The organism is Neorhizobium lilium (assembly GCF_004053875.1).
In the GTDB taxonomy this organism is placed as follows: domain Bacteria; phylum Pseudomonadota; class Alphaproteobacteria; order Rhizobiales; family Rhizobiaceae; genus Neorhizobium; species Neorhizobium lilii.
Genome location: NZ_SBIP01000003.1, coordinates 438,148 through 449,447 on the forward strand (window position 1 = coordinate 438,148; position 11,300 = coordinate 449,447).

At 62.4% G+C, this 11,300-nt stretch carries 11 protein-coding genes; 4 read left to right on the forward strand and 7 right to left on the reverse strand.

Annotated elements, in window-relative coordinates:
• Window position 1 precedes the first annotated feature (1 nt).
• The gene (locus EPK99_RS14735; protein ID WP_128443833.1) at window positions 2-268 is read right to left on the reverse strand and encodes a DUF6460 domain-containing protein; all 267 of its coding nucleotides are present in this window, start codon (window positions 266-268) and stop codon (window positions 2-4) included.
• Between the two features lie 134 nt (window positions 269-402).
• Here EPK99_RS14735 and EPK99_RS14740 point away from each other — a divergent pair, with 134 nt between their 5' ends.
• The gene (locus EPK99_RS14740) at window positions 403-1,362 is read left to right on the forward strand and encodes a class I SAM-dependent DNA methyltransferase (protein ID WP_128443834.1); all 960 of its coding nucleotides are present in this window, start codon (window positions 403-405) and stop codon (window positions 1,360-1,362) included.
• 103 nt (window positions 1,363-1,465) lie between these two features.
• The gene (locus tag EPK99_RS14745; RefSeq protein WP_128443835.1) at window positions 1,466-2,116 is read left to right on the forward strand and encodes a YitT family protein; all 651 of its coding nucleotides are present in this window, start codon (window positions 1,466-1,468) and stop codon (window positions 2,114-2,116) included.
• Window positions 2,117-2,126: 10 nt separating this feature from the next.
• On the opposite strand, the gene EPK99_RS14750 is transcribed toward EPK99_RS14745, so the two are convergent.
• From EPK99_RS14750 to EPK99_RS14760, 3 genes are all read right to left on the reverse strand, one after another.
• Window positions 2,127-2,588: a carboxymuconolactone decarboxylase family protein gene (locus tag EPK99_RS14750; RefSeq protein ID WP_128443836.1), complete on the reverse strand. Its 462-nt coding sequence runs from the start codon at window positions 2,586-2,588 to the stop codon at window positions 2,127-2,129.
• Between the two features lie 25 nt (window positions 2,589-2,613).
• Window positions 2,614-3,114: an Rrf2 family transcriptional regulator gene (locus EPK99_RS14755; RefSeq protein WP_128443837.1), complete on the reverse strand. Its 501-nt coding sequence runs from the start codon at window positions 3,112-3,114 to the stop codon at window positions 2,614-2,616.
• 80 nt (window positions 3,115-3,194) lie between these two features.
• Complete coding sequence (locus EPK99_RS14760; RefSeq protein ID WP_128443838.1) at window positions 3,195-4,115, reverse strand: alpha/beta hydrolase; 921 nt, start codon at window positions 4,113-4,115, stop codon at window positions 3,195-3,197.
• 138 nt (window positions 4,116-4,253) lie between these two features.
• On the opposite strand from EPK99_RS14760, the gene EPK99_RS14765 reads away from it, so the two are divergent.
• Both EPK99_RS14765 and pdeM read left to right on the forward strand, forming a co-directional pair.
• Window positions 4,254-6,752, forward strand: a complete 2,499-nt coding sequence (locus tag EPK99_RS14765; protein ID WP_425374205.1) for a ligase-associated DNA damage response DEXH box helicase — start codon at window positions 4,254-4,256, stop codon at window positions 6,750-6,752.
• 86 nt (window positions 6,753-6,838) lie between these two features.
• Entirely contained in the window at window positions 6,839-7,573 is a 735-nt protein-coding gene (pdeM, locus tag EPK99_RS14770) for a ligase-associated DNA damage response endonuclease PdeM (protein WP_128443840.1), read from the forward strand.
• A gap of 79 nt (window positions 7,574-7,652) precedes the next feature.
• On the opposite strand, the gene EPK99_RS14775 is transcribed toward pdeM, so the two are convergent.
• From EPK99_RS14775 to EPK99_RS14785, 3 genes are all read right to left on the reverse strand, one after another.
• Window positions 7,653-9,443 carry a chloride channel protein gene (locus tag EPK99_RS14775; protein WP_128443841.1) on the reverse strand — a complete coding sequence of 597 codons (1,791 nt, stop codon included), beginning with the start codon at window positions 9,441-9,443 and terminating at the stop codon, window positions 7,653-7,655.
• A gap of 108 nt (window positions 9,444-9,551) precedes the next feature.
• On the reverse strand, window positions 9,552-10,370 hold the full coding sequence (locus EPK99_RS14780; RefSeq protein WP_128443842.1) for a TIGR02186 family protein: 819 nt from the start codon (window positions 10,368-10,370) through the stop codon (window positions 9,552-9,554).
• On the reverse strand, window positions 10,370-11,296 hold the full coding sequence (locus tag EPK99_RS14785; RefSeq protein ID WP_128443843.1) for a sulfite exporter TauE/SafE family protein: 927 nt from the start codon (window positions 11,294-11,296) through the stop codon (window positions 10,370-10,372). The genes EPK99_RS14780 and EPK99_RS14785 overlap by 1 nt, the downstream gene beginning before the upstream one ends.
• Between the last annotated feature and the right edge of the window lie 4 nt (window positions 11,297-11,300).

Genomic DNA, 11,300 nt, shown 5'->3' on the forward strand with positions numbered 1-11,300 from the left:
GTCAGCGTCGGTAGCTCATTAGGCGCAGGATGATGAAGACGGGGATGACGACGATGGCGCCGAGCATGAGATAATTGCCGACCCTGCCCATGGCGACGAAACCGTTGTACCACAGGTCCAGGAAGTGATAGCGCAGGCTGCTGACGATATTGTCCGGCGTGAAGCCCAGGAAGGCCAGCACGAAACCCACGATGAGGCAGACCACGACCAGCTTGATGATCGTTCGGCCGGGCGAGTCGCCCAGGAAATTGTTGACCCCATTCGCCATTTCAGTTTTCTCCGAATTGCCCAGAAGGCATAGCCGCGCCCGTGCGGCATCGCAAGCGGGCAGCGCCTCCTCAGATAGAAGTTGAGTTTTTTTGTGGCCTCGGCGAAGAACCTATCTTTCCGTGGGGTACTGACATGACGCCGAAAGCCAGACACACAAACCGGTTCTCTTCCGGCGACCCGATTGCCGACCGCCGCACGGACTATGCCCGCATGCTGGCCGAGACCGGCGATTGGGCAGCGGCAGTCGAACTGATGGAACAGGCGCTGGAACTGGTGCCCAGATGGGCGGCCGGCTGGTTCAGGCTCGGCGAATACCGTCAGAAAGCCCAGCCCGACGCGGTGAAGTCGCATGGCGCGGCCAACGCCTATCGTCAGGCCCTGGCGCTCGAACCGGAGGATGTCTTCGGCGCGCGCCTCAAGCTTGCTTTGCTTGGCAAGGAGCAGACGCCGGCCAGCCCGCCCAGTCGCTATGTGGAAGGCCTGTTCGACGATTACGCAGATCGCTTCGATACGGCACTGGTCGAAAAGCTGGAATACTCGGTGCCAGGCAAGCTGGCAGCGCTCGTTGCTCCCCATGCGCCTTTCTCCAGCGTGGTCGATCTCGGCTGCGGCACAGGCCTGTTCGGCGCCGAGATCAGGGAGAGGGCGGGCCGTCTCGAAGGCTTCGACCTGTCCGCCAACATGCTTGCCAGGGCAGCGGCCAAGGGACTTTACGACCATCTCGGGCAGGCCGATCTCAGCCGGCTTCCAGCCGAGTCTGGCCTGTTCTCGGAGGAATTGGCCGAGCACCGCGCCGACCTCGTCTCCGCTGCCGACGTTCTCATGTATCTCGGCTCGCTGGAAACCGTCTTTCCCTTGGTGCTAGACCTTCTGGCACCCCGCGGCGTCTTCGCCTTTTCGGTAGAAGACGCCGGCGATGGCGAGACATTCCTGCTGAGGGATTCGCTACGCTATGCCCATTCGGAAGCCTATATCCGCATGCTGCTGGCTCGCTACGGACTGGAAGTTCTGGACGTGACCAAAACAGTCATTCGCATGGATGCCGGAAAGCCCATCCACGGCATTCTGTTTCTGTCGCGCAAGCCTTCCTGACGATCAGCTTCGTGCGTTCTAGGCAGGCGAGCCGGAAGCTGCGTGAAACCTTCTTGCCCATGCCGATGTTGCGTTGCACTATGCTGCAAACAAGGGAGCACGAATGGCGGATCAGGAGCAGGCGCGCAAACGCATGATCGGGTTCTACAGCATGGACCCGGCCCGCCATACGCCGCTGGAGGATGCCCAGGGCATTTTCATCAGCGCCATGGTTGCGGCCCTCGGGCTCTATCTGCTCAACCAGGTCGGCCTTCTTACCAGCGGTACGGCCGGCGTCGCCTTCCTGCTGCACTATGCCTTCGACATCCCGTTCGGCATTCTCTTCTTCGTCGTCAATCTACCCTTTTACTACCTGTCCTTCCGGCGGCTGGGCCTCGGCTTTTCCGTCAAGACTTTCGGCGCGATCGCACTCGTCTCTGTCATTTCGGAACTGGAGCGACGCTTCCTCGTCATCCAGTATATTGATCCGTTCTGGGCAGCTTTGCTGGCAGGCATCCTGATCGGCTTCGGCCTGCTCGGCCTCTACCGCCACCGGGCATCGCTTGGCGGGATCGGCATCCTCGCCATCTATATCCAGGATCGGTTCAAGATCCCGGCGGGGCTGGTGCAGCTCGCCTTCGACCTCTGCGTCATGGCTGCCGCCTTCTTTGTGGTGAGCCCGGCCACGGTGCTCTGGTCGCTGCTGAGCGCCGTGATCCTGAACCTGCTTCTCACCATTAATCATCGCTCCGACCGCTATATCGCGGTGCGCTGATCGACCCGCCTCATGCAGCCTTGGCGGTTTTGTCGAGCGGGTGTTGGGAGCGGAAGCCGACGGCAAGGCGGTTCCAGACGTTGATCGCGCCAATCGCCACCGTGATCTTGGTCATCTCCTCTTCGGTGAAATGCGCTTTTAGGGCCTCATAAGCGCCGTCCGGAATCCCGGTTTCGGAAATCTTCGTCACCGCATCGACCCAGCCGAGCAATGCGCGTTCCTTGTCGTCATAGACCGGCGATTCCCACCAGACGCTCATCAGGTTGATCCACTGCTCGGACAAGCCGTCATGGCGGCTTTCCTTGACGTGCATGTCCACGCAGAAGGCGCAGCCGTTGATGATGGAGGCTCTAAGCTTGATCAGGTGAATGAAGCGGCGCTCGAGGCCGGAATTCTGAACGTAGTTTTCGAGGTCTGTCACGGCCTTGAAAGCGTCAGGAGCGGCTTTGTAGTAGTTGAAACGGGGGTGCATGATCTTCTCCTTGGGTTGTGGCACGTCAGCGCGCCTTTTTGCGTTCGTTAAGTTGGAGGAAGGCACAGCCGCGCGCGGCAATGCCTCCGTCGTCGGATGCGGCAAGATCTGCCAGAATGTCGGCGATCGTTACCTTGGAGAGCTCGGCCCGATAAGCCTTCTCGGCCTTCAGCATCGCGGCGTTGATGCCGCAAGGCTTGGTGAAGTAGCGGCCCGGCAGTGGGTTCGGCCCGCGCTGGCGGATCTCGGCGCAGCGGAAAGCGGCGGCCGGTCCTTCGACGGCCAGCACGATGTCGAGCAGGGTGGTTTCTTCGGGCTTGCGCGCCGATCGGTAGCCGCCTTTGGGGCCGGGCACGGTGGCAACCAGACCGGCGCCCGACAGCGCCTGCATGTGCTTGAGGAGATAGCTGGTCGATACCCCATGAAACTCCGCCAGCGCCGCAGCAGACAGGACGCTCCCGTCAGGCAGTCCCGAAAGAACCGCCATGCAATGGATTGCCTGCTCCACGCCGTCGCTCAGTTTCATGACCATCTCCTAATCATGGATAAAATATATCCACGATTAAAATCGATGTCAATTGGCCAGATGAGATGCCACTCCTGATTCTAGCTAGGTACGGTTTTCGCCAGCCAGGACGCGAAGGCATCGGGCCAGGCCATGGAGGCGGTGCCGGGTCTGCCCATGCCGAAGCCGTGGCCGCCGTCGTCCAGCTGCAGCAGTTCCACCGGAATGCCCGCCTGTTCGCAGGCCGCTTGCATGAGCAGGGTGTTGTGCGGGTCCGACACCGGATCGTCCTTCGCCTGTGCCAGGAACATCGGCGGGCAATTGGCCTTCACATGCTCCTCGACCGACCATTCGGCGGTCAATGCCGGGTCCGGATGCTCACCGACCAGCATTTTCCGGCTGGAAGTCCGGTCATAGGGTGGCTTCAGCGTGATGATGGGATAGATCAGCGCTGCAAAGTCTGGCCGCGCCGAAATCTGGTCCGTCGCATCCACCCTTTCATAGGTGATGAAGGTTGACCGGGTTGCTGCAAGCCCGAGCAGATGACCGCCGGCAGAAAAGCCGAGAACCCCGATACGGTCTGCGTGGATATCGAAGCGGCTTGCGCCGGCACGGATCACCCGGATGGCGCGCTGGGCGTCCTGCAGGGGCGCGAGCGGCCCGGCTGCCCAGCCTTCGCCCGGAAGCCTGTAAGTGAGCACGAAGGCGGTAATGCCATGCGCATTGAGCCAGCGGGCCGCCGGCAGGGCCTCATTGCCGTTCTGGATGCGTCTGTAGCCGCCACCGGCCGCAATCAGCACCGCCATTCCGTTCGGTTCCTCCGCCTGAAACACCTCAAGACTTGGCGCGGAGACATTGCGCACTGCGCCGCCAGGACGCGTCCGGATAGGCCCGGGTGGACCGCCACCGCCTGGAGGCGTTGAGGGCCATAGGGCAAGGGGAGCCGGACCGGCGGCAAGCGGCCCGCGCGGAAAGAGCGCGGCAAGGCTGATGGCGGCGAGAATCGTGCGACGGGTTGGCATGGCGATCCGACAAATGAGACTTGACCTTAGGCACGCCCCGATTGCGGCAAAATTCAAGCGTCACCGGTATTTCCCTCAGCGCTCGCGTCTTCTCAATGGGCGCTGCCGAACTACATGTGCAGCGTGGATCGCATCGAAATGGACAGCACTATCGACTTGCCCGTTCCCTTTACCCGCTGGTTTGCGGAAAAGGGCTGGCGTCCGCGCGCCCATCAGCTGGAACTGCTCGCCCGCGCTCAAGGCGGGGAAAACATGCTCCTCATTGCGCCGACGGGGGCCGGAAAGACGCTTGCGGGCTTTCTGCCCTCGCTGACTGATCTCGTCCGGCGGGGCAAGCTACCGCCGGGCTCTGCCTTCACCGGCATTCACACGCTCTACGTCTCGCCGCTGAAGGCGCTGACGGTCGATATCGAGCGCAACCTGATGAAGCCCGTCACTGAAATGGGCCTTGCCATGACTGTCGAGAACCGCACAGGCGACACGCCGCAGGCCAAGCGTCAGAGGCAGAAGCTCGTGCCGCCCGATATCCTGCTGACGACACCGGAGCAGGTGGCGCTTCTGCTCGCCAACAAGGAAGCGGAGCGCTTCTTCAAGGACCTGAAATACATTGTCCTGGACGAACTGCATTCGCTCGTCACCTCCAAGCGCGGGCATCTGCTGTCGCTCGGCCTCGGGCGTATCCGCCGGCACGCGCCGCAGGTGAAAACGATCGGTCTCTCGGCCACGGTCTCCGATCCCATGGATCTTCAGCGCTGGCTCGTTCCGCGAGGAGAAGCCCCGGCCGCGCCCGCAGGTCTCGTGCATGTCACCGGCGGCGCCTCGCCGGATATCACCATCATGGGCACGGAAAGCCGCATTCCATGGTCTGGCCATGTCTCTGTCTATGCCATTCCGGAGATCTACGAGGAGATCAAGCGGCACAAGACGACGCTGATCTTCGTCAACACGCGCTTCCAGGCGGAGCTCCTCTTCCAGGAGCTTTGGACCGTCAACGAGGAAAACCTGCCGATCGCGCTGCATCACGGTTCGCTCCATGCTGGCCAGCGCCGCAAGGTGGAGGCGGCCATGTCCGAGAACCGGCTGCGTGCCGTCGTTGCCACCTCGACGCTCGACATGGGTATTGACTGGGGCGACGTCGATCTTGTCGTGCATGTCGGCGCGCCCAAGGGTGCCTCGCGGCTGGCCCAGCGCATCGGCCGCGCCAATCACCGCATGGACGAGCCCTCCAAGGCGATCCTCGTGCCCGCCAATCGCTTCGAGGTGATGGAGTGTCAGGCAGCCCTCGACGCCAACTACCTCGGCGCCCAGGATACGCCGCCGGTGGGCGAGGGCGCGCTGGATGTTCTGGCCCAGCATGTGCTTGGCATGGCCTGCGCCGAACCCTTCGATCCGTTGGAGCTATACGACGAGATCATCTCCGCCTCGCCCTATGCGGACCTTTCCTGGGAAATGTTCGAGCGAATCGTCGATTTCGTCGCGACAGGTGGCTATGCGCTGCGCTCCTACGAGCGCTACGCCAAGATCCGCAAGACCGGGGACGGTCGCTGGCGCGTCTCCAATCCGGCCATCGCCATGCAGTACAGATTGAACCTCGGCACCATCGTGGAGGCAGCCGAGCTCAGCGTCCGGCTGGTGAAACGCGGGGCTACCGGGGCTGTCGGCCGGGGCGGCATGACGCTCGGCAAGGTCGAGGAGTATTTCCTGGAACAGCTGGTGCATGGGGACACATTTCTGTTCGCCGGCAAGGTGCTGCGCTTCGAAGGCATTCGCGAGAACGAATGCCTGGTCTCCAACGCCTTCTCGCTGGACCCGAAGATCCCGGCCTATGCTGGCGGCAAGTTTCCGCTCACCACCTATCTTGCCGATCAGGTCCGCTCCATGCTGGCCGACCCCAAGCGTTGGCAGGCGCTTCCCGACCAGGTGCGCGACTGGCTGAGCATCCAGCAGGAACGGTCCATGCTTCCGAAGAAGGACGAGCTGCTGATCGAGACCTTTCCGCGCGGGAAGCGCTTCTTCATGATTGCCTACTGTTTCGAGGGGCGGCTCGCCCACCAGACGCTCGGCATGCTGCTGACCCGGCGCCTGGAGCGTGCCGGTGCTCATCCGCTCGGCTTCGTCGCCACGGATTACTCGCTCGCCGTCTGGGGCCTCAACGATATCGGCGGAATGATCGGAGAGGGGCGTATCAGTCTTTCCGAACTTTTCGACGAGGACATGCTTGGCGACGACCTGGAGGCCTGGCTTGCGGAAAGCTACATGCTCAAGCGCACGTTTCGCAATTGCGCGGTGATCTCCGGCCTGATCGAGCGACGCCATCCGGGCAAGGAGAAGACAGGCCGACAGGTCACCGTCTCCACCGATCTGATCTACGATGTGCTGCGCACCCACGAGCCGGACCATATCCTGCTTGAGGCGACACGGCGGGATGCGGCATCTGGTCTTTTGGATATTGCGCGCTTAGGCGATATGCTGAAGCGAATCAAAGGGCATATCACCCATCTTGATCTCGACCGTGTTTCGCCGCTTGCGGTTCCGATCATGCTGGAAATCGGCAGGGAAAGCGTGCCGGGAGAGGCGCATGACGCGGTGCTGAAGGAGGCTGCGGACGAGCTGATCGCGGAGGCTATGTCGCCGTAAGCCTTTCGTGAGACTGGCAATAGGGAACTCCCTCATCCCTGTGTTTGTCACAGGAATGAGGGTGGAAACGGAAAGACGAAACGACGTTGATGCACCGCCTCGGGCTTGCCGCCCGCATAACATTGACAAACGGCGTGGCTGTCGGCGGGGAGGAAATCCTCGTCCATGGCGTCGCGGCCGTCTGCGATCCGCTGGGCGGCCTCTACCTGCCGGAACTGGGCATGCTGGTCGTGTCCGATCTCCATTTGGAAAAAGGCGCTGCCTTCGCCCGCCGCGGCATGATGCTGCCGCCCTATGACACCATCGCAACGCTCAACATTCTTGCGGCTGTCATCGGCCGCTACGATCCGAAAGTGGTCGTCTCGCTTGGCGACAATTTCCATGACCGCAGGGGCTCGGAGCATCTGCCGGCCGATCTGCGGGCCCTGATTTCCGGCATGGCGCGGGGTCGCGACTGGATCTGGATCAACGGCAACCACGATCCGGATGGAACCGTGGATCTTCCTGGCACCGCCACCGATGAATTGATCTATGGCGGCCTGGTCTTCCGTCACGAGCCGAGCCTGATTTCCGGCAAAGGCGAGATTGCCGGTCACCTGCATCCGTCGGCCACGGTGCGCCGCCGGGAAAAATCCGTACGCCGTCCTTGCTTTGCCTGCGATGGCGATCGGCTCGTCATGCCGGCCTTTGGGGTTCTGGCAGGCGGGCTGGACCTGCGCCATCGCGCCATGCAGGGCCTGTTCAACCACGATGCCCTGGTCGCCCATCTCCTCGGGCGTGATCGCATCTATTCCGTGCGCTACGGCAACCTGCTCGGCTGACGTTTCCACTAATTTATCCCATCCCGCAGCCAACGGACCGTGTGGATGCTCTGGACCAATACGGCGATAGTCGGAAGCGTCAGATTTCGCCGGAAACCTCGCGCCGTCGCCGGTCCAGCTCTTCGGCGTATCGCCGCAGCAGATGACTTTCGCTGAGCTGGCCGATGACCTTGCGTTCCGTCTGGTTGCTGACGACCGCAAGCGCTTCCGCCTCGGTCTTGTCGAAGATCGCCGCGGCCTGCTTGGCGTTCATAGTAGGCAGCAGGACATCGTTCTGATAGCGGGCGAAAGCTGTAAGCGACTGTGGTTCGTTGTTCTCCTCTCGCGGCGCCGCGTAGATATCCGGCAGCAGGATCAGGCCTGAATATGTGCCGCGTTCGTCGATCAGCACAACGCGCTGTGTAGATCCCAGGCGAAACTCCTTGCGGAATTCGTCCAGCGGCATGGTCACAGGCGCTGTGCGCACGTCGGTACGCATCAGCTTACCGACCGTCAGGTTGCGGACCCAACCAACGTCATGGGCGCTGCGAATGCCTTCTCCACGCAGGTGGAACCGCCAGGTGGCGAAGGAATAGCCGAATGTGGTTCTGACCACGACCGAGGACGTGATGACGGCCGCCAGAGCCAGCGCCGTGATCGGGAAGTCGCCGGTGATTTCCAGCGCCAGAAAAGTCATGGTCAGGGGGCCGCCGATCACCGCCACGGACAGGGCGCTCATGCCCACAACGGCATAAACGACAGGCGTCAGCGTCGCATGCTCGAAAATATAGGGCGTGCAGTAGGCGAAAAGCTTGCCCAGCAGCGCTCCGAGGAACAGGGAGGCGAAGAATAACCCACCGCGGAAGCCGGCGCCGATCGAAATGGCCGAGGCGAGCGACTTCATCAGCAGGACGGCAAGCACGGCCGAGATGGTCATGCTCTGGTTGAGGTTGACGTGAAGTGCGCCATGGCCGGCAGAGAGGACCTGGTGGTCGACGAGGCCGAGAAGCCCCACCACGACCCCGCCAAGCGCCGGCCGGAAGATGGGGGAGATCGAGCTCTTGCGCGCCAGTTCTTCCACATAGGTCACACCCTGCATGAGCAGGATGCCGGCGCCGGCGCAGACGATACCGAGCACAATGGCCGGCAGGTAGTCGGCCGGCATCACCGTTCCGAACTTGCCGATATCGATCAGGAAGGCATCGCCGACCAGAAGCCGCGCCATGAAGGTAGCGATCAGGGCCGAGACCACCACGGGCGCGAGACTGAGGACGGTATAAGTCCCGATGATCAACTCGAAGGCATAGAAGGCGCCTGTCAGCGGCGCATTGAAGGCGGCAGCGATCGCGCCAGCAGCGCCGCAGCCGACAAGGATGCGCAGGTCGGCGCGGCGCAATTGCAGCAGCAGGCCGATCTTGGACGCGAGCCCGGAAGAGAGCTGCGTATAGCCGGCCTCCAGCCCCACGGACGCGCCGAAGCCGTTGGAGATGAGGTTCTGGACGGCGACGATGACGCTGTCGGTCAGCGACAGGCGGCCGCCATGCAGGGCATTTGCCTCGATCGGATCGACCATCGGCTTCTTGCGCGATTTTCGCAGCCAAAGCAGAAGAAGGCCAAGCAGGATGCCGCCACCGATCGGCGCAATGAGGATGATCTGCGGGGAGAGACTGGAGGCCGAACTCAGTCTCTCGCCGACAGGAATGCCGAAGACGAGCTGGTGCAGGGCCTGCGAAATCCAGCTCATGGCCGCAACGCCGACGCCGGCCATGACCCCCACAAGCGCGGCCACCGCAATGAGCCCGAACTCGCTGCGGCGGATGAGAAGCCGCATTTGAGCCGGGCTGAGGAGGATGCGGGCGTGGGACGGCAGCGATTTCAGATAGGTGAGCATTGGCGATTTACGCAGGCGATCGTGAAATTGTTAGGGCGGGATCATGACGGCCAACGGCAGACTGCCCCGGCATGTCGTGGCGTGCCCGAAAAGAGAGTGGCGTCTGGTTCAATCCTTTCGGAAGATCAGGCTCGCGCCCCAGCCGGTAACGACGGCAATCAGCACGCACAGGAAACCGTAGGCGAACGGCCTGTTATGTGCTGCGTCGCTGATTGCCTGTTCCAGGCCGGTCTTCACCACCCGCAGTGGTGTTTCCCGCTGGGAAATCAGGGCGCCGCTCTTGAACAGATAGGCACGCACCATGTGCTGCCCGTCCGGAATATTGGCCGGTAACCGTAGCGAGGCGCGGAACAGGCTGGAGGAGACGAAACGCACGCCGCTCGTATCGCGCTGGTAGAGTCCGCTGCCGAGTTTAAGGCGGCGATAAGAATCGCGGAACTCGCTGATGACGCCGGAATTGCGAATGTAACCGACGGGATCGAGCGGCAGGTGCTCCAGCCCCACGCCGACACTGTTGAAGCTCGGGCCCTGTTCCAGATCGTCTATCTGCCGCGTGCTGGCGATGGAATAGCTTTCCGGCACCTGCTGGAAGGTCATGGATTCGGTGTTCATCCAGATGCCGAGCACGCGTTCCTTCTTGCGAACGGTGGCGTAGTCCCGGGGTCCTTCCAGGGTTACCACCACGTCGTACTGGCCGATAGCCAGCAGCAGCTCGTCCGCATTGGCGATCGCGCCGAAGATCGTCAGGTCCGCACCGCGAAAATCGGAGGTGATGGCGATTTCGTTGGAGGAGACGCCGATTTCCAGCCCTTCCTTTACCGTGGAAGCCTCGCCCGGCAGCTGCGCTGCAACGGGTAAAGCCAGTGCCGGTGCCAGGGACAAAGCAGCCAAGCCGCAGACGGCGAAAAGTCTGGGGAAGAGGCGCATCAGTATGACAGGCCCCCAACCGCAACCGAGTAGATGTCGTCGGGCGTCACCACGAGGCCGACCGCGAGACGCAGGCCGACCGCCAGCACCAGCAGGCCGAGCAGCGCGCGCAACTGCTCGCCGCGCAGCTTCTGCCCGACGCGTACCCCGTATTGGGCACCGATTACGCCTGCAACCATCAGGATCGTCGCGAGCACGATATCGACCGAATAATTGGTCACCGCCTGCACCATGGTCGTATAGGCGGTCACGAAGATGATCTGGAACAGCGAGGTCCCGACAACGACGCTGGTTGGAATGCGCAGCAGGTAGATCATCGCCGGCACCATGATGAAGCCGCCGCCCACGCCCATGATCGAGGTCAGGATGCCGATACAGAAGCCGAGCCCGACGACCGGAATGGCCGACAGGTAGATCTTGGATTTCTTGAAGCGCATCTTCAGCGGCAGCCGGTGCACCCAGTTGTGCTGGCCGGGGCGCCGCAGAGGCAGCTGCTGGTTCTGCTTGGCCTTGCGCATGGCGCGCAGGCTTTCCTGCAGCATCAGTGCGCCGATCGTTCCGAGCAGCACCACGTAGAGGATCGAGATGAACAGGTCGAGTTGCCCCAGCCGCCTCAGCCAGGAGAAGATCCACACGCCGACCGTCGCGCCTGCAAGGCCTCCCACCAGCAACACGCTACCGAGCTTCATGTCCAGCGTGCCGCGCCGGAAATGGGTGATCGCTCCGGAAATGGACGAAGCCACCACCTGGTTGGCGCCAGTCGCCACCGCCACCACGGGCGGGATGTTGTAGAAGATCAAGAGCGGCGTGATGAGGAAGCCGCCGCCCACGCCGAACATGCCCGACAGGAAGCCCACGGCCGCGCCCATACCCAAGATGATGAGTATGTTCACCGAAAGCTCTGCGATCGGCAGGTACACGGTCACGGCG

Coding starts and splice junctions, on each gene's coding strand:
- EPK99_RS14780 (WP_128443842.1), bottom strand. CDS start 10,370: ATGCGCCTCTTCCCCAGACTTTTCGCCGTCTGCGGCTTGGCTGCTTTG.
- EPK99_RS14755 (WP_128443837.1), bottom strand. CDS start 3,114: ATGAAACTGAGCGACGGCGTGGAGCAGGCAATCCATTGCATGGCGGTT.
- EPK99_RS14735 (WP_128443833.1), bottom strand. CDS start 268: ATGGCGAATGGGGTCAACAATTTCCTGGGCGACTCGCCCGGCCGAACG.
- EPK99_RS14760 (WP_128443838.1), bottom strand. CDS start 4,115: ATGCCAACCCGTCGCACGATTCTCGCCGCCATCAGCCTTGCCGCGCTC.
- EPK99_RS14775 (WP_128443841.1), bottom strand. CDS start 9,443: ATGCTCACCTATCTGAAATCGCTGCCGTCCCACGCCCGCATCCTCCTC.
- EPK99_RS14745 (WP_128443835.1), top strand. CDS start 1,466: ATGGCGGATCAGGAGCAGGCGCGCAAACGCATGATCGGGTTCTACAGC.
- EPK99_RS14765 (WP_425374205.1), top strand. CDS start 4,254: ATGGACAGCACTATCGACTTGCCCGTTCCCTTTACCCGCTGGTTTGCG.
- EPK99_RS14750 (WP_128443836.1), bottom strand. CDS start 2,588: ATGCACCCCCGTTTCAACTACTACAAAGCCGCTCCTGACGCTTTCAAG.
- EPK99_RS14740 (WP_128443834.1), top strand. CDS start 403: ATGACGCCGAAAGCCAGACACACAAACCGGTTCTCTTCCGGCGACCCG.